The organism is Massilibacteroides sp. (assembly GCF_028705895.1).
Classification (GTDB): domain Bacteria; phylum Bacteroidota; class Bacteroidia; order Bacteroidales; family Tannerellaceae; genus Massilibacteroides.
The window spans coordinates 14,440-38,648 of the sequence record NZ_JAQWCQ010000035.1 but is presented as its reverse complement, the minus strand read 5'-3'; the positions used below and the strand labels follow the sequence as shown (position 1 = coordinate 38,648).

At 39.0% G+C, this 24,209-nt stretch carries 19 protein-coding genes; 8 read left to right on the top strand and 11 right to left on the bottom strand.

Annotated features, from left to right (window positions below; translation table 11 throughout):
- The first annotated feature begins 253 nt into the window (after window positions 1-253).
- The gene (gene mutS, locus PHT93_RS09950) at window positions 254-2,884 is read left to right on the top strand and encodes a DNA mismatch repair protein MutS (RefSeq protein ID WP_300242361.1); all 2,631 of its coding nucleotides are present in this window, start codon (window positions 254-256) and stop codon (window positions 2,882-2,884) included.
- 6 nt (window positions 2,885-2,890) lie between these two features.
- On the opposite strand, the gene polA is transcribed toward mutS, so the two are convergent.
- Window positions 2,891-5,656 carry a DNA polymerase I gene (gene polA, locus PHT93_RS09945; RefSeq protein WP_300242359.1) on the bottom strand — a complete coding sequence of 922 codons (2,766 nt, stop codon included), beginning with the start codon at window positions 5,654-5,656 and terminating at the stop codon, window positions 2,891-2,893.
- A gap of 101 nt (window positions 5,657-5,757) precedes the next feature.
- Between polA and PHT93_RS09940 the strand changes: the two genes are divergently transcribed.
- Window positions 5,758-6,732 carry a polyprenyl synthetase family protein gene (locus tag PHT93_RS09940; RefSeq protein WP_300242357.1) on the top strand — a complete coding sequence of 325 codons (975 nt, stop codon included), beginning with the start codon at window positions 5,758-5,760 and terminating at the stop codon, window positions 6,730-6,732.
- On the opposite strand, the gene PHT93_RS09935 is transcribed toward PHT93_RS09940, so the two are convergent.
- The 9 genes from PHT93_RS09935 to PHT93_RS09895 form a co-directional block, all read right to left on the bottom strand.
- Window positions 6,733-7,029 carry a helix-turn-helix transcriptional regulator gene (locus tag PHT93_RS09935; RefSeq protein WP_300242356.1) on the bottom strand — a complete coding sequence of 99 codons (297 nt, stop codon included), beginning with the start codon at window positions 7,027-7,029 and terminating at the stop codon, window positions 6,733-6,735. It abuts the gene before it with no gap.
- Window positions 7,029-7,388, bottom strand: coding sequence for a type II toxin-antitoxin system RelE/ParE family toxin (locus PHT93_RS09930; RefSeq protein ID WP_300242354.1), 360 nt, complete (start codon window positions 7,386-7,388; stop codon window positions 7,029-7,031). The genes PHT93_RS09935 and PHT93_RS09930 overlap by 1 nt, the downstream gene beginning before the upstream one ends.
- A gap of 102 nt (window positions 7,389-7,490) precedes the next feature.
- A complete protein-coding gene (gene deoC, locus PHT93_RS09925) occupies window positions 7,491-8,354 on the bottom strand; it encodes a deoxyribose-phosphate aldolase (protein ID WP_300242352.1) in 864 nt (287 codons plus the stop codon).
- On the bottom strand, window positions 8,347-8,691 hold the full coding sequence (locus PHT93_RS09920; protein WP_300242349.1) for a nucleotide pyrophosphohydrolase: 345 nt from the start codon (window positions 8,689-8,691) through the stop codon (window positions 8,347-8,349). The genes deoC and PHT93_RS09920 overlap by 8 nt, the downstream gene beginning before the upstream one ends.
- Window position 8,692: 1 nt before the next feature.
- The gene (dtd, locus tag PHT93_RS09915) at window positions 8,693-9,145 is read right to left on the bottom strand and encodes a D-aminoacyl-tRNA deacylase (protein WP_300242347.1); all 453 of its coding nucleotides are present in this window, start codon (window positions 9,143-9,145) and stop codon (window positions 8,693-8,695) included.
- Between the two features lie 6 nt (window positions 9,146-9,151).
- On the bottom strand, window positions 9,152-10,996 hold the full coding sequence (gene uvrC, locus PHT93_RS09910) for an excinuclease ABC subunit UvrC (RefSeq protein ID WP_300242345.1): 1,845 nt from the start codon (window positions 10,994-10,996) through the stop codon (window positions 9,152-9,154).
- 44 nt (window positions 10,997-11,040) lie between these two features.
- Window positions 11,041-12,918: a tRNA uridine-5-carboxymethylaminomethyl(34) synthesis enzyme MnmG gene (gene mnmG, locus PHT93_RS09905; RefSeq protein WP_300242343.1), complete on the bottom strand. Its 1,878-nt coding sequence runs from the start codon at window positions 12,916-12,918 to the stop codon at window positions 11,041-11,043.
- 71 nt (window positions 12,919-12,989) lie between these two features.
- Window positions 12,990-13,427, bottom strand: a complete 438-nt coding sequence (gene ybeY, locus PHT93_RS09900; RefSeq protein WP_300242341.1) for an rRNA maturation RNase YbeY — start codon at window positions 13,425-13,427, stop codon at window positions 12,990-12,992.
- Between the two features lie 14 nt (window positions 13,428-13,441).
- Window positions 13,442-14,671, bottom strand: a complete 1,230-nt coding sequence (locus PHT93_RS09895; RefSeq protein ID WP_300242338.1) for a spore maturation protein — start codon at window positions 14,669-14,671, stop codon at window positions 13,442-13,444.
- Between the two features lie 98 nt (window positions 14,672-14,769).
- Between PHT93_RS09895 and PHT93_RS09890 the strand changes: the two genes are divergently transcribed.
- The 3 genes from PHT93_RS09890 to PHT93_RS09880 all read left to right on the top strand — a co-directional run bounded on the left by PHT93_RS09890 (window position 14,770) and on the right by PHT93_RS09880 (window position 17,313).
- Window positions 14,770-15,741 carry a 2-hydroxyacid dehydrogenase family protein gene (locus tag PHT93_RS09890; RefSeq protein WP_300242335.1) on the top strand — a complete coding sequence of 324 codons (972 nt, stop codon included), beginning with the start codon at window positions 14,770-14,772 and terminating at the stop codon, window positions 15,739-15,741.
- Window positions 15,735-16,511: a TIGR02757 family protein gene (locus PHT93_RS09885; RefSeq protein WP_300242333.1), complete on the top strand. Its 777-nt coding sequence runs from the start codon at window positions 15,735-15,737 to the stop codon at window positions 16,509-16,511. Before PHT93_RS09890 ends, PHT93_RS09885 begins: the two co-directional genes overlap by 7 nt.
- Window positions 16,512-16,743: 232 nt before the next feature.
- A complete protein-coding gene (locus PHT93_RS09880) occupies window positions 16,744-17,313 on the top strand; it encodes an RNA polymerase sigma-70 factor (RefSeq protein WP_300242330.1) in 570 nt (189 codons plus the stop codon).
- Between the two features lie 10 nt (window positions 17,314-17,323).
- Here PHT93_RS09880 and PHT93_RS09875 read toward each other — a convergent pair whose 3' ends face one another.
- Window positions 17,324-17,974 (bottom strand): carboxymuconolactone decarboxylase family protein, encoded by a 651-nt coding sequence (locus PHT93_RS09875; protein WP_300242328.1) that lies wholly within the window; start codon window positions 17,972-17,974, stop codon window positions 17,324-17,326.
- A gap of 181 nt (window positions 17,975-18,155) precedes the next feature.
- Here PHT93_RS09875 and PHT93_RS09870 point away from each other — a divergent pair, with 181 nt between their 5' ends.
- The 3 genes from PHT93_RS09870 to PHT93_RS09860 all read left to right on the top strand — a co-directional run bounded on the left by PHT93_RS09870 (window position 18,156) and on the right by PHT93_RS09860 (window position 24,195).
- The gene (locus PHT93_RS09870) at window positions 18,156-19,133 is read left to right on the top strand and encodes a FecR domain-containing protein (RefSeq protein ID WP_300242326.1); all 978 of its coding nucleotides are present in this window, start codon (window positions 18,156-18,158) and stop codon (window positions 19,131-19,133) included.
- A 212-nt stretch (window positions 19,134-19,345) separates the two neighbouring features.
- Window positions 19,346-22,567, top strand: a complete 3,222-nt coding sequence (locus tag PHT93_RS09865) for a TonB-dependent receptor (RefSeq protein ID WP_300242324.1) — start codon at window positions 19,346-19,348, stop codon at window positions 22,565-22,567.
- A gap of 11 nt (window positions 22,568-22,578) precedes the next feature.
- Window positions 22,579-24,195 (top strand): RagB/SusD family nutrient uptake outer membrane protein, encoded by a 1,617-nt coding sequence (locus PHT93_RS09860; RefSeq protein WP_300242321.1) that lies wholly within the window; start codon window positions 22,579-22,581, stop codon window positions 24,193-24,195.
- The last annotated feature ends 14 nt before the right edge of the window (window positions 24,196-24,209 follow it).

Sequence of the window (24,209 nt, the reverse complement as noted above, 5' to 3'; positions counted from 1 at the left end):
TCTCATAAGCTATATTGTTGAAGTTAACACTCTGTTATTCTTGTAAATACAAAGTTAACTAAAATGATATAGCTTATTTCTTGCCTATCTAACTGGAATCTCCTTTTTCAAACATAGGAACTATTATACAGCCTAAAGTTATTAAGATTACTTGTATAATGCATAGGAAAATCGTATAGATTAGGGTGAAACATCGTTTCAAGTCGTGAAATTTCGCTAAGTTTGTATGACAAAAAACTAAACGAAAGAGAACGTGGGAAAGATTGTTGAAACCCCTTTGATGAAGCAATTCTTTGAGATAAAAGCCAAACATCCGGATGCTATTTTGCTGTTTCGGGTGGGGGATTTCTATGAAATGTATGGTGATGATGCTGTTATCGGTGCTGAAATATTAGGTATTACGCAGACGAAGCGGGCGAATGGGCAGGCGCAATATGTGGAGATGGCAGGCTTTCCGCATCATGCATTGGATACTTACCTTCCTAAATTAGTGCGCGCGGGTAAACGTGTGGCTATCTGTGATCAGTTGGAAGATCCGAAGATGACCAAGAAGTTGGTGAAACGAGGCGTGACGGAATTGGTTACTCCGGGAGTTTCGATCAACGATAATATTCTGAATCATAAAGAAAATAACTTTCTTGCTTCTATTCATTTTGGTAAAAATACCTGTGGTATTGCTTTTTTGGATATATCGACGGGGGAATTCCTGACGGCTGAGGGGACGACGGATTATGTGGATAAACTATTGAATAATTTCTCTCCTAAGGAAGTATTAGTGGAACGAAAAAACAGGAAGCATTTTGAAGAATGTTTCGGTTCCCGTTTTTTTACCTTCGAACTGGAAGATTGGGTGTTTACCTTTGAAACGGCTGAAGAGCGTCTGTTGAAACATTTTGAGACGAAGAACCTGAAAGGTTTCGGGGTAAGTCATCTGAAATTAGGAATCGTAGCTTCTGGGGCAATCCTGCACTATCTTGATGTAACTCAACATACCCATATTGCGCATATTACGGCACTTTCCCGTATTGAAGAAGATCGCTATGTGCGCTTGGATAAGTTTACGGTTCGCAGTCTGGAGATTGTGGACACGATGAATGAGGACGGAAAGAGTTTGCTGAACATTATCGACCGTACGGTTTCACCGATGGGTTCGCGTATGTTGCGGCGCTGGATGCTTTTTCCGTTGAAAGATGTAAAACCGATTCACGACCGGCAGGATGTAGTGGAGTATTTCTTCCGTCACCCGGAGATAAAAGAATTGTTGGATACACAGTTGGGACAGATCGGCGATCTGGAACGTATTATATCGAAAGTAGCGGTCGGCCGTGTTTCTCCGCGCGAGGTAGTGCAACTAAAGGTTGCTTTAAAGGCTATAGAACCGGTAAAAAGAGTTTGCGAAGAGAGTGATGATCCCAGCCTGCAACGAATCGGGGAACAGTTGAATATTTGTGCACTTATACGTGATAGAATTGAGAAAGAGATTAACCCTGATCCTCCCGCATTATTAAATAAAGGCGGTGTCATCGCTAAGGGAGTGAGCGAGGAATTGGATCAATTACGCAAGATTGCTTACTCAGGGAAAGATTATCTACTGCAGGTGCAGCAACGCGAGAGTGAACGTACGGGGATTCCGAGTTTGAAAATAGCATTTAATAATGTATTTGGTTATTATATAGAAGTTCGAAATACGCATAAGGATAAGGTACCGACTGAGTGGATACGTAAACAAACTCTGGTAAATGCCGAACGCTATATTACGGAAGAATTAAAGGAATACGAAGAGAAGATTTTAGGGGCAGAAGAAAAGATCCTGTCTCTTGAAGCACGCCTCTTTAATGAGTTGGTGCTTTGCCTTATGGAGTATATTTCTCCGATTCAGACGAATGCCAATCTGATTGCCCGGTTAGACTGTTTGCTTTCGTTTGCCAAAGTGGCACAACAAAATAAATACATCCGTCCGATTGTAGATGATTCGGATGTGATCGACATCAAAGCCGGTCGCCATCCCGTAATTGAAAAGCAGTTGCCATTGGATGAGCCTTATATTGATAATGATGTTTATTTAGATAGTGAAAAGCAACAAATCATTATTATTACCGGACCGAATATGGCGGGTAAGTCGGCTTTACTACGGCAGACGGCATTGATTACGTTGCTTGCTCAGATTGGTAGTTTTGTGCCGGCGGAGAGTTGCCGAATAGGTTTGGTAGATAAGATTTTTACAAGGGTAGGGGCTTCGGACAATATTTCTGTGGGTGAGTCCACGTTTATGGTCGAGATGAGTGAGGCTTCCGATATTCTGAATAATTTATCTTCACGAAGTTTGGTTTTGTTTGATGAGCTGGGGCGGGGAACAAGTACGTATGATGGTATCTCGATTGCCTGGGCTATTGTAGAATATATCCACGAACATCCCGGAATGAAAGCAAAAACGCTTTTTGCAACACACTATCATGAGCTGAATGAAATGGAGCGTTCATTCAAACGGATAAAGAACTATAATGTATCCGTGAAGGAGGTGAATAATAAGGTAATCTTCCTGCGTAAGTTGGTGCCCGGTGGAAGTGAGCATAGCTTTGGTATTCATGTGGCTAAGATGGCGGGAATGCCGAAGAGCATTGTGAAGCGGTCTAACGAAATTCTTAAACAGTTGGAGACGGATAACCGTCAGGAAGGAATTAAAAGTAAAAACGGAATTAAGAGTAAGCCTGTTAAGCAAATTGCATCCGGTGCAGAAGGATATCAATTGAATTTCTTTCAGTTGGACGACCCTGTGCTTAGTGCAGTTCGCGATGAGATCAAGAATATGGATGTGAATAATCTTACGCCCCTTGAAGCGCTTAATAAGCTCAGCGAGATTCGCAAGATTATTACTGGTAAATGATAATTTTTAGTGTGCTTCTAACCAATTTGCGCCTGATCCGCAGTCGGCTATCAGAGGTACTTCTAATTGGATGACGTTTTCCATTTCTTCGAGGACGATTTGTTTTATTAAATCGAATTCATCTTTATAGACGTTGAAATTTAGTTCGTCGTGTACCTGAAGAATCATGCGGCTTTTCAGGTTTTTGGTTTGTATGCGTTTATGAATACGTACCATCGCTAATTTGATGATATCAGCGGCACTTCCCTGAATTGGAGCATTAATTGCATTTCGTTCTGCGTACCCTCTTACAATGGCGTTGTTCGAATTGATATCCGGTAGGTAACGTTTACGTTTGAAAAGCGTTTCCACATAGCCTTTTTCTTTAGCAATACGAATACTTTCATCCATGTATTCACGTACCTGAGGATATGTCCTGAAATAGCCGTCTATGAGCTCTTTAGACTCCGAACGCGGTATCGTAAGACGCTCGGCAAGACCGAATACCGATATGCCGTAAATGATTCCGAAATTGGCTGTTTTTGCCTTGCGGCGCATATCACTGTTTACTTCGGAGACGGGTATGCCGTATATCTTGGCAGCCGTAGCGGCATGAATATCCTCACCACTCCGAAAAGCTTCGATCATATGTTTGTCTTTACTTAGATGCGCCATGATTCGTAACTCAATTTGAGAATAGTCGGCAGAGAAGAACAAACAATCTTCGTTTTCCGGAATAAAGGCTTTCCTGATCTCACGTCCCAACGCGTCCCGTATCGGAATGTTTTGCAAATTCGGATTCGTAGAACTGAGTCGGCCGGTCGCTGTTACCGTCTGATTAAAAGAAGTATGTATCTTTCCCGTTGCCGGATTGATTAGTTCAGGCAAAGCATCAATATAGGTGCTAAGCAACTTCTTTAACCCCCTATACTCTAAAAGTTTGCCTATGATGGGATGTTTAGATCGAAGTTTTTCGAGTGTTTCTTCGTTTGTACTGTAATTACCCGTCTTCGTTTTCTTTACCTTCTCTTCAATCTTCAGATGATCAAATAATACTTCACCTACTTGTTTAGTCGAATTTATATTAAACTCCATTCCCGCCATTACATGAATCTCTTTCTCTAATCTAATCAGTTCACCCGTTAGTTCTTCTGAAGATTGCTTTAATGCGGCGGTATCTAATTTCACTCCCGTATATTCCATTTCGGCAAGAACATAAACAAGGGGCATCTCTATATCTTCGAAAAGCGATTGCAGTCCGGCTTGTTCTATTTCAGGTGCAAACTTATTGTACAATTTAAAAGTTATGTCGGCATCTTCTGCGGCATACTCAGCTATTTGTTCTAAGGGCACATCCCGCATCGTTTTTTGTCCTTTTCCTTTAGGACCGATCAGCTCTTCAATAGGGACGGTTTTATATTTTAAATAAGTCTCCGCTAAATAGTCCATACCATGACGAAGTTCGGGGTTGAGCAAATAATGAGCGATCATTGTATCGAATAATCTACCGCGAACACGCACACCATATTTTCGTAGAGCAAGAATATCGAATTTTATGTTTTGTCCGATTTTAATAGAATCCGAATTTTGCAGGGCAGGGGAGAAGTAAGAAATTATTTTTGTTGCTTCTTCCTTATCGGAAGGAATCGGAACATACCAGGCTTTATTTTCCTGTATTGAAAACGAGATACCGACTAATCCTGCTGTTAACGGGTCGATCCCGTCAGTTTCCGTGTCAAATGCAAAAAAATCCTGACTCAATAAATAAGCCCCTAACTCAAGATAACTATCCTCACAATCAACCACTTTATAATTGTGAGGAGTGCTTTTTAAGTCCGCGAGAGTTGAATATTCTGAAACATCTGTGTCATTGCTCGGAAATACGTCAAAGAGCGAACCCTGAATTGGCCCCGTTTCAGCAGGCTTTTTGACCTCTCCTTTCATTTTGTTAATAAATGTTCTGAATTCTAACTCGGTGTAAATTTCGATTAAACGATCTTCATCCGGTTTTTCCCTGATGCATTCTTTTGCATCGAAATTGACAGGTACATCTGTTTTTATAGTTGCCAAGAATTTTGAAAAACGAATCTGTTCCGCATTTTCTTCCACCTTCTTTTTTAGTGCACCTTTAAGCTGGTCTGTATTGGCAAGCAAATTTTCTATACTGCCAAATTCATCCAATAATTTTTGAGCCGTTTTTTCTCCTACGCCCGGGCATCCCGGAATATTATCTGAACTATCCCCCATTAGTCCTAATAGGTCGATCACCTGTTCGGTTGATTTCAATCCATATTTTTCGAGTACTTCCTTTACACCTAAAATCTCGTAATCACCGCCAAATTTGGGGCGATACATAAATATATGTTCCGTTACCAATTGACCATAATCCTTATCGGGTGTCATCATATAAACGTCAAAACCTTCTTTTTCAGCCAAATTAGCCACTGTTCCGATCACATCGTCAGCTTCAAATCCCGGTATTTCCAGAATAGGAATATTGTATGCTCTGATAATATCCTTTATATAAGGTACCGACAGACGTATATCTTCGGGCGTTTCTTCCCGTTGCGCCTTGTATTGCTCATATGCCTCATGACGGAAGGTCGGTCCCGAAGGATCGAAACCTACAGCTATATGTGTAGGATTCTCCCTTTTAATAACATCCTCCAAGCTATTTACAAAGCCAAAAATAGCAGAGGTGTTGAATCCTTTTGAGTTTACTCTTGGATTTTTAATAAATGCATAATAGGATCTATATATGAGCGCATAGGCGTCGATAAGGAATAGCTTCATTATTTTAACACGTTTTAGTATGACATTATCGGGTAAAAGTACTAAAAAACTCGCGTAGTCGATTGTTTTTGCTAATTTTGCGAATCTTTGTAAATTATTTAATGGAGGAAAGAAAGAAAATAGAGCAACCGGTTGCCATCGAATTTGAACGCTTTAAAGAAGAATTCAGAAATTCTTTAGAAAGTGCAACTCCTACCCTGCAGGCTGCTATTGAACAAATCCTCGAATCAACAGGCAAACATGTTCGTCCTTTACTTGTGTTGCTTACTGCAAAAGCATGTGGTAGAATATCCGATCATACGATTAATGCGGCTGTTTTTCTCGAATTACTCCATACGGCAACCCTTGTTCATGATGATGTGATTGATGAAACCAAAGAAAGAAGAGGAGTACCTGCTCTGAATGCTATCTTTGACAATCGTATCGCGGTATTGGTTGGAGATTATTTATTGGCCTCTTCACTGATACGATCTACTTTTACGGGCAATATTGAGGTGATTAGTATCGTTTCAAAATTAGGAAAAGACCTGTCTGAAGGAGAAATATGGCAATTGGAAGTAGCCGATGAGATTATTATTGATGAGGCAAGTTATCTGCGGGTAATAGAAAAGAAAACAGCCACCTTATTGTCTGCCTGTACGCAGATTGGTGCCATTACTTCTGATACAGATCCCGAAACAATTCGTATATGTAAAGAATTCGGTCGCCTTCTGGGATATAGTTTTCAAATCCGGGATGATATCTTTGACTACGATAAAAACGCGAATATCGGCAAACCGACAGGTAATGACATCCGCGAAGGTAAAATCACGCTTCCTCTTCTTTATGCACTCAGAACCGCCCAAAAAGAGTTTGCAGAAAGCATGACGAAAATCATCAAAGAGAAAGATTTCACCGAAGAAAATATCGGGAAACTAATTTCTTTTGCCAAAGAAAACGGAGGCATTGAATACGCAGAATCCCGAATGGAATTCTATCACCAACAAGCCAAGACATTATTAAATCAACTTCCCCCGTCAGAAGCAAAAGATGCTCTTGAAATGCTTGCTGATTATATCATCAAGAGAAGTAAATAGTTAGATTAAGGAGAATTTAAGCCCTAATGCTTCTGCTATGCGAATGAAACTTGATATTTGCATATCGGTCTCTCCCTTTTCTATCTTGGAAATATAGCTTCTTTTAAGTCCAACTCGTTTACTTAATTCCTCTTGCGTTAAATTTAATTCTTTACGTTTTTCCTTTAGTATTTCGCCATAATAGTAGGCAATAGCTTCTTTCTTAAATTCTTCACGAGAAGCTGAACCTTCTTTTCCATATTTATTACCAAGTAAATCCGAAGCTTTACGTAGTTTTGAAGTCTTAATTTCTCTCATTATTCCAACTCGTTTAAAATTTTCTTTGCTTTATTTATCTGTTCAAGATAGTCTTTTGTTGATTTCTTTAGAAATCCATTCAGTATAACAACCTTAGTTGCTTCGATAATATTTTTATGATCAACTGCGAATAGAATCGTTCTGTATTCATTAGAACTTATGCTTACCCGCATTTCATATAATTCCGTATCTACAAGCTTCTTTACAAAACCTGTATGAATCAGTTGAATATCTTTTATAAGAGTAATTACATAGTCTATTTTAGTTTGAACTTTTACGTTAAGTTCCTTGTAAAATATAAAGAATTCTTCAGTATAAAAGACTTCTCGTATTAAGCCTTGGTTTTGGTCGTTTTCCATATTTATATTTGTGAGACAAATGTAACTAATTGATTGCAAAAACAAAATAGCTTTTAGCTAAATAATAAGCCAAAAGCTATTTCTATGCCTGAGAATCATTATTTATTCTCCCAATCTACGTTCTATTTCATCAAGGAGGCTTGATGCTCCGATTCTGAATAAATCTTTGGTTAGCCATTCGTCACCAAGGATTTCTTTTACAATGCAGTAATAAGTTACAGCATCTTCGGCCGTTTTAACACCTCCGGAGACTTTTATCCCTATTTTGCGTCCGGTTAGTTCGTTATAGGTTTTTATAACCTTACAAAGAGTGTAAACGGCCTCAGGTGTGGCGCCGGGGAATCCTTTCCCTGTGGACGTTTTAACGAAGTCAGCACCGGAATAGATTGCTAATATGGCCGCTTTTTGTATGAAATCAGCTTTTACTAATGCTCCCGTTTCTAAAATGACTTTCAGTTTTGCGTCTCTGCATGCTTCTTTTATTTCTGCTATCTCTTCTGCTATTTCCTCGTAATTTTCCTCCAAGAAATAACCTAAGTTAAGAACAACATCGATCTCATCTGCACCATTCATTATTGCCAAACTCGTCTCTGCAATTTTTACTTCAATAAATGTCTGTGAAGAAGGAAAACCTGCTGATACAACTGCTATGTTAACATCTTGGGCCGTGAGGGCTTGCTTTACGGTTTCAGCGAATAGGGGATAGGTACAAATTGCGGCTACATTAGGAACATCAGGGCGAGTTCCTTCGTAGTTATTTACGCGCTCAACCAATTTCCAGATACTTTCTTTTGTGTCTAAACTTGTTAGCGAAGTTAAATCAATAAAGCCATGTATCTTCTTTAATACATTAGCCGTGAAGTGTTTAGTTGCATTCTGTTCAATAATTAGCTGTACATTATGGCTTATTTCTTCTTCTGATCCCGGTGTATTGAATTTGGCAAATGCTTCCTGATATTTATCCATTTTCGTTTAATTTTGAATTGTTTTTATGTCTATCCTTATCACGTGATGTTTTTTTCTCTAAGTTCTTTTCAAAAGCAGTGGTGAGATCTACTCCTGTCTGATTGGCAAGGCAAAGGAGAACCCACAAGACATCAGCCATTTCATCGGCCATATTGTATTTCTTGTCACTTTCCTTGAACGACTGGTCACCATATGTACGAGCGATGATACGTGCCAGTTCGCCGACTTCTTCAGTCAGGATGGCCATATTAGTCAACTCATTAAAATAGCGAACGCCATAGGTTTTAATCCAAACGTCCACTCTTTTTTGCGCTTCTTTTATTGTTAATTGATCCATTTTATTCTTTGTTTTGAGAGTCTATTAGAATCGTAACCGGACCGTCATTTAATAGTTCCACCTTCATGTCTGCTCCGAAAACTCCGGTCTTCACTTCTTTTCCTAACTGAATTCCCATTTCAGCACAAAAAGACTCATACATGGGGATGGCTGTATCCGGTTTTGAAGCATGAATATAAGACGGTCTGTTTCCTTTTTTAGTTGAGGCATGCAGTGTAAACTGACTGACTACCATAATATCGCCGTTACAATCTTTCACGGAGAGATTCATTACTCCGTTTTCATCATCAAAGATTCTAAGAGCAGCTATCTTTCTAGTCAGCCAATCTATATCCTCTTGTGAATCGCGATCCTCAATGCCAAGCAAGATAAGCAAGCCCTGATTAATAGTTGATTTCTTTACTCCGTCAATTGTTACCGAACAATGCTGTACTCGTTGAATTACTGTTCTCATCCTACATTACTTTATATTCTCTTTCACTAAGCGAGCTTTTGCCTCGCCTATAACTTTGGTTAGCTCTTCTACAGTTGCTTCGCGTATTCGTTTTACGCTTTTGAACTCCCGTAAAAGTAGTGTTTTTGTTTTATCCCCGATGCCTTTTATTGTATCCAGTTCCGATGCTGTTTGTCGTTTGCTTCTTTTGTCCTTATGGAAAGAGATAGCGAAGCGGTGTACTTCATTTTGCATTTGTTCTAATAGGTGAAACAAAGGACTTTGCTGAACTAAACCTATAGGTTCCGGTGGAAATCCGAATAAAAATTCAGAAGTACGGTGTTTTTTGTCTTTGGCAAGCCCGGCAATAGGGATATCCATATGTAAAACCTCCTCAATAACTTGCCTGACAACCTCCATTTGCCCTTTTCCTCCGTCTGTAATAATCAGATCGGGTAGAGGAGCGCCTTCGTCCAACAAGCGTTTATATCTCCGGTAAATAACCTCGCGCATAGACGCATAATCGTCCGGCCCTATTACCGTTTTAATATTGTACTTGCGATAATCATTCTTTGACGGTTTCCCCATTTTAAAGACAACACAAGCCGCAACGGGATCACTTCCCTGTATGTTTGAATTATCGAAACATTCGATATGAGCAGGTAGTTTCTCTAAATGAAGCTGAGTCTGTATTTCTTTAAGCAAACGCGTATTTCTTTGTTCCGGATTGAGTTTCTCAGCCTGTTTGAGTTTATCTACTTTGTACTGTTTAACGTTCATAATAGATAAATCAAGTAGCTTTTTCTTGTCTCCGCGTTGGGGGATTAGTATAGAAATGCCCTCCAGATTCATATCCGGCTCAAAAGGAACGATTATTTCTCGCGCGGTACTTTTAAAGCGATTGCGCATTTCAATGATACCCATTGCAAGAAGTTCTTCTTTGGCTTCATCTAATTTCTTTTTATACTCAAAAGTATAAGCCTGTACAATCGCCCCACTACCGATATGCATATAATTAATGAAAGCCGATTTCTCGTTTTCTGCAAAAGAAAACACATCTATATTCGTGAGCATGGGCGTAACGACGGTCGATTTAGACCTGTAGTTTTCTATTACTTCATACTTTTCCTTAATCTTTTGAGCCTCTTCAAACCTTAGTTGTTCGGCTAAAGACTGCATTTCGTCATAAAGAATTTTACTGACGGTAGAGATATTACCTTTAAGTATTTCCTTAATTTCTCCAACATTCTTCATGTATTCTGCGTGTTCCTGCATTCCTTCGCACGGGGCCTTACATCGTTTAATATGATACTCCAGACAAAGTTTATACTTGCCTTTCGCTATCGTTTCAGGAGTAAGAGGCAGTTTGCAGGTTCGGATAGGATACAGTTCTTTGATCATCTGAAGCATGACCTTTGCAGTATATAGAGAAGGGTAGGGGCCATAATATTGTGAGCCATCTTTGACAATATTGCGCGTTTGAAACACACGTGGAAAATATTCGTTTTTCACGACAATGGACGGATAAGTTTTGTCGTCCTTTAGTAAAACATTGTATCGCGGACGGTATTGCTTGATTAGATTATTCTCTAAAAGAAGTGCATCCTCTTCCCGATCCACGACTATGTATTTAATGTCGCGAATCTGTTTTACCAAGACTCTTGTTTTATTGTTGTCGTGTTCTTTGTGAAAATAAGAACTTACCCGTTTCTTTAAGTTCTTTGCCTTGCCAACGTAAATAATAGTTCCTTTCTCGTCGAAATACTGATAACAACCCGGACTATCCGGCAACACAGAAAGGATTGTGTTGATCCTTTCCTTTGTTGAAAGATTGTTCAGTTTTATTTCAGTATTTTTCTCTAACTCATTCATGATGTGCTTCTTTTGTGGAACATGTTTCACGTGGAACATTTAAACTATCTCCCCAGAAGAACCAATAAAATATTTATATCGCTTGGAGAGATTCCCGGTATTCTACTTGCCTGCGCTATTGTCTCCGGATCAATTTTGGTCAGCTTCTGTCGTGCTTCGGTAGATAAAGATTGAATGCTGTTGTAGTCAAATTTTCCTTTTATGCGGATGTTCTCTAAGCGGTTTATTTTGTCTGCGATGATTTGTTCGCGTTTGATATAACCGCTATATTTAATTAAGATTTCTGCCGCTTCTATTATTTCTTCTTTTCTTGATACCGGAATTTTGTCGAGTTCCGTTTTTAAAGCAGGAACAAGTTCCGAGAGATTTTGCAAAGTAATCTGAGGGCGTAAAACCAAATCTTTGAGTTTGCATCCGTGAGAAAGAGGGGTTGTCCCTATTCGTTCTAAACCTTCGTTTATGTATTGTGCCTTGATCGAGTAATTCTCCGCAAAAGTAATGATCGAATCGCGATAAGCTTTCTTCTCTTTTAAAAGATCAAAACGGTCTTGTTTTGCTAAACCAATCTCATATCCTTTTTCAGTTAGTCTCATATCCGCATCGTCTTGTCTGAGCAAGATACGATATTCCGCTCGCGAGGTAAACATGCGATAGGGTTCATCTACACCCTTTGTTACTAAGTCGTCAATCAAAACCCCGATATATGCTTCGTCTCTTCCTAAAATAAAAGGAGAACCTCCCTGACAATTTATGTGGGCATTTATTCCGGCAACTAATCCCTGGCCACCGGCTTCTTCGTAACCTGTAGTCCCGTTTATTTGTCCTGCGAAAAATAAATTCTTAATAAGTTTTGTTTCCAAAGAATGATGCAGTTGCGTAGGATCGAAAAAGTCATACTCAATTGCGTAACCCGGACGATAAATATGTACATCGCGAAATGCCGGAATCTGCTTTAATGCACGAATCTGAACATCGAGTGGGAGAGAGGATGAAAATCCATTTAGGTAATATTCCTGTGTTGTCTCTCCTTCCGGCTCTAAGAAAAGCTGGTGCGATGTCTTATCCGCAAAGGTGACGATTTTGGTTTCTATACTTGGGCAGTAGCGAGGACCGATACTCTCTATCTGTCCGTTGTAAAGCGGAGAAAAAGGAAGGCCTTCACGCAATACTTCGTGGCAAGCCTCATTCGTATAAGTCGTCCAACAGCTTAATTGTTTTAAACTTCGCGGAGCAAAATCCAAATAAGAAAACTTGTGGAAATCGTGTTCTCCGGGTTGTTCGCCCATCTCTTCGAAATGAACCGAACGGCCATCGATACGAACAGGAGTACCTGTTTTCATTCTGTCGGATTTAAAACCGAAATTAATTAATTGTTCGGTCAGTCCGGTTGCTGTAGGTTCCGAAATACGTCCGCCCCGCAGTTGAGTTTTACCGATATGAAGCAGCCCATTCAGGAATGTACCATTAGTCAGAACCACCGATTTGGCAGAGAATTCTACATCTAAAGACGTTTTAACGCCACAAACTTCCCTGTCCTTCACGATTAATTCGCGCACCATATCCTGCCAGATATAAAGATTCGGCATATTCTCAAGAGTACCTCTCCAATATTCGCTGAAACGATTCCGATCGCTTTGCGCACGTGGGCTCCACATGGCCGGCCCCTTGCTTCTGTTTAATATACGAAATTGAATAGACGTTTTGTCTGTTACAATTCCCATCTGTCCTCCTAAAGCATCGATTTCACGAACAATCTGTCCTTTGGCAATCCCCCCTACGGCCGGATTACAGCTCATCTGGGCAATCTTACCCATATCCATCGTGATAAGTAATGTTTTTGATCCCATATTGGCAGCAGCAGCAGCGGCTTCACAACCGGCATGACCTGCACCAACTACTATTACATCGTATTTAAAATCCATGTTCCCTTTATTCTACTAAGTCCTAAACTGCCCGGTAACTCCGGACTATCTTTATATAACAAATTATATGCTTATTTGGATGAGAAAAAGTCAGGAGGAAGCATTTCAAGTGCCTTGTTTTCGTTTGCTTCCATTATTTCCCGTTCGCCCGGTCCCTTATCATTTATACCGCATAAATGAAGAATACCATGAATAATGGTGCGGTGTAATTCTTCAAGGTATTGCGTTTTAAACTTTTCTGCATTGGTGCGCACAGTATCCAAACTAATAAATAAATCTCCTGAAATAACGTTCCCGACAGTATAGTCAAACGTGATGATGTCCGTATAATAATCGTGCTGTAAATACTGACGGTTTACTTCTAAGATCTTTTCATCAGAACAAAAAATATAGCTGATCTCTCCGACTCGTTTACCATACGTTTCGGCTACGGATTTGATCCATGTACTAACTGTTCTTTTCTTGATGTCGGGGATTTTTACTTCTTCCGCAAAATATGAAATTGCCATTCTGTTTTTTGTAATTAAAAGAATATATATGTAACGGCGATTGCCGCGATTGCTCCGGCCAGATCCGCCAATAAAGATGCTTGCACGGTATATCTCGTATTCCTTATATTAACACTTCCGTAATATAGGGCTACTACGTAAAAAGTCGTATCTGTTGTTCCCTGAACGATGGAGGACAAACGACCTACAAAGGAGTCTGCGCCGTAAGTCTGCATTGCATCAATCATCATGCCGCGTGCCCCTCCTCCGCTGAGCGGTTTCATTAAAATGGTTGGTAGTCCACCGACAAACTGAGTATCTATACCTAATGCAGCGATACTGGCACCTACACCATCAACAATGAAATCCATGGCTCCCGAAGCGCGGAATACGCCGATTCCCACTAATATTGCAACGAGATAAGGAATGATGGTTATCGCTGTCTGAAAACCTTCTTTAGCGCCTTCAATAAACGCTTCATAGACATTCAGCTTTTTTCTTATTCCACTGATTAAGAATATGCATATTATCGTGAATAATAGAGCATTCGCAAAAAGTGTCGAATATAGAGAAACTTGTTCTTCTTCCAATGTGTTGAAAAGTAAGCCTAACCCTCCGACAAAGAGAATAATTCCCCCAAATAAAAACATCAAACTCTTTTGAAAAACATTGATCTTTTGCCTTATACAGACAGTCAGTACAGCAACTAAAGTAGAGCTAAGTGTTGCCAGAAGAATAGGTAGAAATACGTCCGAAGGATTCGCAGCTCCCATCTGCGCACGATACATCATGACTGTAATCGGAATAATGGTTAATCCTGATGCGTTGATACACAGAAACATAATCATAGCATTACTCGCTTTTTCCTTTTCCGAATTCAAATCCTGTAATTGCTGCATTGCTTTTAGTCCCATTGGAGTTGCCGCATTATCCAATCCCAATAAATTAGCCGAAAAATTCATAAAGATAGAACCCGTAACCGGATGATTTTTAGGGAGATCTGGAAATAATTTGCTGAAAACCGGAGATGCTGCGCGGGCAAAAGTCTGTATGAGACCACCTTTCTCACCTATTTTCATAATACCGAGCCAAAGTGTCAAGACGCCTGTGAGTCCGATAGAAATTTCAAAACCTGTTTTAGCGGAATCAAATGTCGCATTAATAATGTCCGTAAAAACAGCCGTATCACCAGCAATCAATAACTTCCCCAATGCAACTACAAAGGCAATAAGAAAAAAAGCAATCCAGATGTAGTTCAATACCATATTCGTCTCGTTTAACGCACAAAAGTAGTAATTCTTCTTTGCTTTAAAGAGGTGTTTCTGTAATTTTGGACTTCGATAACAAATTTAGATAGAGCAAGATGGCGAAAATTTTAGTGACTTATGACATGTTTCGGGAAGGATTCGAAGAATTAGTTGAAAAATACGACGTGACTTTTCCCGATGGAAAGGACTTTTCTTATGAAGAAGTAATGAGTATGATACCCGAGTATGATGTACTCTGTTCCATGTTTGATTTTCCCGTAAATAAGGAATTGATGGATCATGCGATAAACTTAAAATTAGTAGCTAATTATGCCGTTGGTTATGATAATATTGATATTCCTTATGCAATAGAGAAGGGAATCACTGTCGCCAATACGCCCGATCCTGTCACTGCTCCCACAGCGAATCTTGCTTTAGCTTTGATGTTGGATGCCGCCCGTCGCGTAACGGAATGTGACCGGCATCTGAGAACAGAGGGGAAGAATATGAAAATTGGTGTATTGGAGAATCTGGGTGTGGGTGTTACCGGTCAGACGCTTGGTATTATTGGTATGGGACGAATTGGACAAGCGCTGGCAAAAAGAGCAAACGCTTGTGGGATGGAAGTTCTATACCATAATCGTCGCCAGTTAGATTTAGAAGCGGAAACCCGCTTTGGTGTCGAATATGTTTCCTTCGATGAGTTGTTAGATCGTTCAGATTTTATATCCCTTAATGCTCCACATACTCCGGAAACTTACCATTTGATCGGTGAAGAAGAATTCAAAAAGATGAAATCTTCTGCTATTCTCATCAATACGGCACGAGGTCCGTTAGTCGATGAACGGGCATTGATAAAGGCACTTAAAGAAGGCACGATACATGCCGCCGGTTTGGATGTTTTTGAATTTGGTGATTACCCCTTGCCTGAATTGTTAGAACTTGAAAATGTGGTGCTGACTCCACATATTGGTACGCAGACTGAACAAACCCGCGTAGAAATGGCAAAAGCGGTTTGCGACAATGTAATAGGTTTCCTTGAAGATGATCGTCCTGTAAAACGGGTTACGCCTTTCTTTAAATGGTAAAAGAGACAAAAGAAAAACTGATAGAATGGGCTGAAATTTACAATAATAAAGAGTTCATTCTTTCCGACCCTATTCAGTTTCCTCATCGTTATATCGATAAAAAAGATATTGAGATATCCGGCTTTATCACAGCTTGGATATCTTATGGTCGGCGTCCGTTAATACTGAAAAAAGCCGAAGAACTTCATGCGTTGTTTGGTAATAGCCCCTATGACTGGATTATGCGCGATGAAAAGGAAAGAATCAGAAGTTGCGAAATCCTACGAAAGAAGAATGAGAGCAAACGTGATACCTGTTATCGGTTTTATACCTTTTCAGACTTTTTTGCACTAACAAATCGGCTGCATGAGATCTACCGGACATACCCATCTCTTGAAGACGCAGTGGCCAGTATGGAAGGAGAAAATAGTATAAAAAAACTACAGCAACTCTTTAATGCAATAACAGGAATACCAAACGCAGATACCGTATCCGCTTGCAAGCGATTAGCAATGTTTCTCCGATGGATGGTGAGAAACGATAAAATAGTTGATTTAGGTATATGGAGTACGTATTTTACACCTAAAGATTTGATAATTCCCTTAGATACCCACGTTTTCCGCATCTCAAAAGAATTAGGACTTATCAGTCAGCGTACCCCTTCAATGATTGCTGCAATAGAATTAACAGAAGTAATGAAAGAAATATTTCCGGACGATCCTTGCCTTGCTGATTTTTCATTGTTTGGTTATGGGGTAAACTCTTTTTCCACATATGTGGAAAAACTTTAGCACAGATATGGTAAAGTTTTACGATAACTATGGAAAAACTTTCTGACAGTTATTGAAAAAACGTTTGCTCTTTTATAGAAAGACATTGATTTGTAGGAATACTATTCGTAACAAGAGTACAGGAAAGCTGATCTGTTTAAATTTCATTATGACTGTAAAAATATTTTCCCGATAGATAGAAACAAATTTTGGATTTTATTTTCTATGTTTGACTTATATTCGAAATACAAAAGTGAAAGAGCCAAAAGTAAATAACGATAAGACCTTCGAGCAGATATACCTTCAATACTATTCACGGATGAAGCGGTTTGCTCTGGAATATGTTGTTCTCGAAGAAGATGCGGAGAATATTCTACAGGATGTGTTTCTTGATCTTTGGGAAAAACGGGACGTTCTGTTTGCTTATACCAATCTGATTGCATTTCTTTTTACCGCAATTAAGAACCGATGTATAAACTTGATAAAGAGAAGAGTTCTTGAACAAGAAGCCTCCGATCGTATGCAGGAAGAATATCGTATGACGCTGCGGATAAATTTGCAATCTCTTGAAACCATCAATACAGCTATTTTTGGTGATGAAGATATTCAAGGCTTAATCAATAAAGCTATTGAGTCTTTACCTCCTCAATGCCGGAAAATATTTGTAATGAGTAAAATCGATGGAAAAAAACAGAAAGAGATTGCTGCAGAATTGAATATTTCAATTCATGCAGTAGAAACACAGATGGGCATTGCCTACAAAAAACTCAGAGAAGACCTCAAAGGTATATATCCTTTATTTCTGTTCCTTTTTTATCTATGAAAAACAATTTTTATTCTGGTTTAAATTTCTGCATCTTAAACCCAAGAAGCTTCTTTAGCCATCCATGAAGCAATGCCAAAGGAAGAAAAAGAATACCTACAATTTGCATGCTTAATTCATAAAACAATGAACTATCCTTATATTTCTTTCCATTTAACCGGGACTTGAATGCACTTTGTGGTATTCCATAGACATTCCCCGCCATCATTAATTGTATGGCGGCAAGCATTATTCCGGCTTTTTCCTCTCCATATTCAACGACTATTGCGTCAAAGCTCGATTGATTAGGAAACCCTTCTGAATCTGCATAATGCTGGGCAAACAGGATTGCTTTTGCTTCTTGTGGCTTTACGAATTTATTATCTCCGTTAAGAAAACTAAAGATTTCGTCATTATTCATTCCTTCTTTCAATGCCAACTGGGCATGTACAAAGGAACAAACAGCGCACCCGTTAACTTCCGTTACGGCAAGTTGCAGACGTTCAATAAACTGTGGGTTCACCGTTTTCGCTTTTTTGTTTTTTATGAACTTACTTAATGCATCGGGAATCTTTATGAAGACACGATACATTTCTACCAAATTATATTTATGCTTATATCTTTCTCGTTGCGTAATGGTAGAAGGGATATTCTCATTTTCAGACATTTTATGCTTTGTCAATTATATGATTATTGTATATTCTTTCGGATTTTATTTCTTTTGGAAAATAAAGGTAGAAAGAATATTTCGTAAAAAGACTTTTTCTGAAAAAATGATGCGATATTAGGACTTGTTTAAATTTTCTTTTTTTTTGTTTTGGCGGATTTTCTGTTCTCATTTGTTTACTATATAAATGGAAAAAATGGAGAGACAACTGCATAAATATTTTCAGGGAGAATTAAGCCAGGAAGAAAGACTACGCTTACTTCAATCTGTAGAAACTGATAAAACATTAGAGAATCAGTTTGTCGAGCTGAAAAATCTTTATACACTGACGCTCTGTACAAAAGAAAATACGGAAGATGATTTTAAAGCGTCTAACGAAAGTTACCATCGTTTTATCCGTAATATAAAGCGTCGTCGTATTTTCTCTTCACTATGGAAAACTGCAAGTGTTGCTGCTGCGATAGCCTCTTTAGTGCTCCTTACCTATTTCTACACTGTTAATCACATACAAAACTCGGAGAGTCGAGAACTGCTATCATTGCACGTTCCAGCAGGTCAGAGATTACGTTTTACGTTGGAAGATGGAACATCTGTCTGGCTCAATTCACGCTCCACACTATATTATCCCACCACATTCAACAAAAAACAAAGACGGGTTACGGTAGAAGGAGAAGCATTCTTTGATGTTACACATGACGAAAACAGACCTTTTATTGTATCTTCCCATGGCGTAGAAATGAAGGTTTTGGGAACTACATTTAATATCTTTGGTTATCCCGATACAGATGTACTTAAAACCAGTCTGTTAGAAGGAAGCCTCATGGTTTATTATGAAAATAAAGAATCAAACAACATCATACTGAAACCGAATCAGGAAGTCGTTGTAAAAGGGGGAGAAATGACAGTAAACGCAATCTCAGATGTCGGTTACTTCCTGTGGACAGATGGAATATATAGCTTTTACAATGAACCGCTTAATAACATATTAAAAAAACTGGAACTCTACTTCGACATAGAAATCATCGTGAAAGACCCCACTATATATACCTGGGAATATACCGGAAAATTCCGTCAACGTGACGGAATCGACGAAATACTCCGCATAATTAACAAAATTCATAAATTCAAAATCGAAAAAGACGAAGAGAACAATCGGATCATACTAAGCCGCTAAAAAAATGTTGAACCTTTTAAATCTATAGAAGCCTATGATATAAACATCCAAAAAACGAAACGGCAGATGCTGGAACACCTGCCGTCGTATAAAAGCAAATACCACACTATAATTTTTAGTATTCACTTAATTCAGACAAAGATATGAAAATAAAAACTTTGTTATCAACCTTTATTGTGCAATCTAAGTACATAAAAAAAATTGCAAGACCTATGAAACTATCCGTAATACTATTATTCTCTTGTATAGTTAGTTCGTTGGCAATTAACACAAATGCACAGAGAACGATCATTCAGTTTAGTCAAAATACCATTACGGTCGGAGAGCTTATTAAAGAGATCGAAAAGCAAACAGACTATCTTATTGTTTTCCGAAACCGAGAAGTTGACACTGAACGCAAACTTCAGATCAAGGAAAAATCAGATGAAATACCTTCATTCTTGAGTCAGGCTTTTGAAGGCTCTGAAATTGGCTATGAATTTGAAAATAAGTATATTATCTTATCCAAGAAAGAACGTGTATCAAATCCTGTAATACTTCAAACAAATAAAAAGAAGATTACAGGAACAATCGTAGATCAAAGCAATGAACCTGTTATTGGGGCTAATGTTGTTGTGAAAGGTACTACGAATGGAACGGTTACGGATTTCGATGGAAAGTTCAACCTTGATGTTGAATCACAAAATATACTGCATGTTTCTTTTATCGGATATCTCTCACAAGAGATTCAGGTAGGAAATAATACGACATTTACCATTCAACTCCGAGAAGATACACAAGCGCTGGAGGAAGTGGTAGTTGTAGGCTATGGAACTCAGAAGAAAGGTGAAGTTGCCAGTGCGATTACTACAGTGAAATCTGAGAATTTTGTGAAAGTTCCGGCTCCTGATGCTGCGCAAATGATTCGTGGTCAAGTGCCCGGATTAGCAATTGTCTCGCCAGGAGGAGATCCAACATCTACTTCACAGTTGTTACTTCGCGGTGTTACTACGCTGAAGGCAAGTGCCAGTCCTTTGATTATCATAGATGGGATACCAGGTGAATTGAATACTATTTCACCGGAGGAAATAGAACAAATTGATGTTTTAAAAGATGGTTCTGCCGCTGCTATTTATGGTACACGTGGAACAAATGGTGTAATTATCATTACCACAAAGAGTACAAAGGGAGAAATGCCTACTACTGTTGAAGTCAACAGTTATATATCTACCCAACAGATTGCGAAGAAACTACCATTCATGACGTATGAGCAATACATGGATAAGGTGAAACAAGGTAAACCCGGTGCACAAGATAATGGCGGTCATGTTAATTGGTTGGACGAGGTAACCCGTACGCCTTTTTCTCAGGTTTACAATGTTAGCTTGAGAGGTGGTAGTAGAACGACAAACTATACGGCCAGCTTTGAATACAGAGGACTGGAAGGCATAATTAAACGTTCTGACAATCAGATGATTTATCCGCGCATTGAAGTAAATCACCGGATGTTTGACAATAAATTAAAGATCAATGCAAACTTGAGCGGATACGAACAAACTTATCGAACGGGTGGAGATGGTGATAGTTTTAATAGCGCTGTGTATCGGAATGCATTGAATTTTAGTCCGGCTGATCCCATTAAAGACGATGAGGGTAATTGGTACCAAAGTCCGTCAAAAACAGATTATTCTAATCCATTAGCTTTGTTATACGAAGCAGATGGGAAAAATCAGGCAACGAATCTGCGTATGTCAGGCTCAATAACCTATACCCCTATTGAAGGGTTGGACATCAAATACATGGCTGCAAGAAATATTTATAATCAGGTGCAAGGTTATTATGAAACAAAAAAGCACCTTTCAACAATAAAAGATAATAAAAACGGATTTGCTTCGCGAGGTACAGGACGATCTGCAGATGCTTTATATGAACTAACGGCTCAGTATCGGAAAACAATAGCTGAAGACAATGCAATTACTGTCTTGGGAGGTTATAGCTGGCAGAACAATAATTATCAATTTTATTGGATGCAAAACTGGGATTTTCCATCGGATGATTATTCTTACAACAATATGAGCTCTGGACAGGCGTTGCGCGATGGCAGAGCAAACGAAAGTTCATATCAGAGTGAAAATAAACTTGTCGGTTATTTCGGGCGGTTGAATTATAGTTACAAGGGAAAGTATATGTTATCGGCCAGTATTCGTCATGAGGGATCCTCAAAGTTTGGAGCTAATCATAAATGGGGTACTTTTCCCGGTATCTCAGGAGCATGGAATATAGCAGGAGAAGGTTTTATGGAAGATCAGCAGCTTTTTACTACTTTAAAACTGAGAGCAGGATTCGGAATCACCGGTACTGTTCCTGACGATCCATATATGTCTTTAAATACACTCAGTTTCGGAGACTATATTTATTATAATGGAGAGTGGATTAAATCCACTAAACCTGCTTCTAACGCAAATCCGGATTTACGTTGGGAGAAGAAAGAAGAAACAAACGTCGGTTTGGATTTTGGACTCTTCAACGATCGATTGACAGGAGGTATTGATTATTATTACCGCAAAACCAAAGACCTGTTATGGAGTTATGATGTGCCTTCTCCTCCTTATATCTATTCCAGCATGAATGCAAATGGTGGCTCTATCGAAAACAAAGGATTTGAAATATCATTGAAGGCTATTCCAGTCGAAACAAAAGATTTTTACTGGATAAGTGACCTGAATTTTTCAACGAATAAAAATAAAGTTCTATCGCTTTCAAATGATAAGTTTATTTCCAGTGGTTACTCAGATGAAGGAGGCACCGGAGAACCTATTCAACAAAGTACGCACCGCCTACAGGAAGGCGAGCCAATGGGTAATTTCTATGGCTTTAAAAGTATTGATATTGATGATGACGGACATTGGATTATTGAAGGAGCTGACGGTAATCCGAAACCTATTTCAGAGCAACAGCCTACGGATAAACAGATATTGGGGAATGGTCTTCCTAAGCATTATCTGAATTGGAATAATTCCATAAATTATAAGAATTTTGATTTGGGTATCACCATGCGTGGTGCTTTCGGATTCCAGATTCTAAATATGCCTGAATTACAATATGCAGCACCGGTAATGTTGTCTCGTGGAAATGTGATGCAAAAAGCTTTTGAAAACGTTTATGGGAAACGACCGTTGGCAGATAATCAGGAATTACAGTATGTAAGTTATTATATTGAAGATGGAGACTATTGGAAAATTGATAATGTTACTTTAGGATATACTTTTAATTTTAATAATAAGTGGATTCAGCGCCTCCGTATTTATGGAACAATTAATAATATAGCTACAATTACAGGCTATGGTGGGGTAGATCCGGAAGTGAATATTTTAGGACGTTCTCCCGGATGTGATGATAAAAACAGATATCCTGCAGTACGAACCTATACACTCGGACTTTCGTTTAAATTTTAAATTAACAGAATATGAAAACACATCTGAAATATATCATAACCATTGTTCTATCCGGCATCATAATTAGCTGTGATAATAGTCTGGATGAAAAAGTCTATTCATCTGTTACTCAACAGAGCTATAAATACACCACAGAAGATTTTCATCCGGCAATTGCAAATATATATTCCTACTTACGGTCATCATTAGACCAATGGGGCTTTTTTTGCGGACAGGAAGTAACGGGTAATGCCATCGTTCTGGCACCTAATGCGTCAGGATGGGATGATGGTGGCGTTTATCGCCGTATGCATTACCATACCTGGAATTCAGAACAAGCTCATGTGAGTAATATGTGGAACTGGTTTTATAGAGGGGTCCTTATATGCAATAATGTGTTAGATCAAATAGAAAGAGAGGAAATACCCTCACCTTCTGCTGCGGAGAAAGAGGCTGGTCTGGCGGAGATCAGAGCCATGCGGGCCTATTATTATTGGATGATTTGCGATAATTTTGGAGAAGCTCCTCTTGTAATAGAAAAGACAAGTGATCTGCCTGCTAAAAGCAGTCGTAAAGAAATCTATGAATTTATAGTGAAAGAATTAACAGAAGTAATTCCTAATCTAAACGAAGAACAGGGAGGTAACATGTATGGCCGTATGAGTAAATGGGCAGCAAAGGCAACTTTAGCTAATGTTTATCTGAATGCTGAAGTATATACCGGTGAAGCTCGTTGGAATGAATGTATTGAACAATGTAACGATATTATTAACAGCAATAAATGTGCATTGTCTGATAATTATAACGCTTCATTCCGTGCTACCGGAGTAGAGTCGTCTAAAGAAGTAATCTTTACCGTTCCGTTCGACAGAGATTATGGTGAAGGTAATTTTATTCATATGTATTCCTGGCATGGGGAACTGAAAAAGAAATTTGAGACAGAAGCAACGCCTTGGGGTAGTGGGGCGGCAATGGGACTTACCCAATTTATTGACACCTACGATGTGGATGACAGCCGTCTGGAAGATACCTGGCTGATGGGACCTCAATATGCTGCCGATGGAACACAGTTGACTGGAACATATGACAAGAAGGGTGAGCCGTTTGTCTATACAAAAGATATTCCGAGTGCTAATTATACTTCAGAGATGGAAGGGTATCGGATGAATAAATTTGAGGTCATTGCCGGAAGTACAAATAATAGCACAACTGACCTTCCTGTCTTCCGATATGCACAAGTTCTGATGATGAAAGCGGAATGTTTGTTGCGAACAGGACAGGGCGGTGCCGGAGCTTTAGTGAGTGAGGTACGTAAAAGAGCTTTTAAAGAACATCCAGATAAAGCTACTGTTACAGATGAACAGCTAAAAGAAAATTCGGTTTATCAATACGGTTATGTTGAGAACTATAAGATCATAGATCCGGGAAATCAAGAGTCGATTCAGTTTGGTCGTATGTTGGATGAATTGGGATGGGAATTTGCCTGGGAACTTCAATCTCGCAGAAATCTGATCCGATTTGGTGTATTCACCAAGAAGAGCTGGTTGTCACACAAACCTCAGGGAGATTACCGAAGTGTTTTCCCTATACCAGAAAAAGTGTTGACATCTAATCCTAACTTGGAACAAAATCCGAATTATGTACAATAGAAAAGCGTATTTGT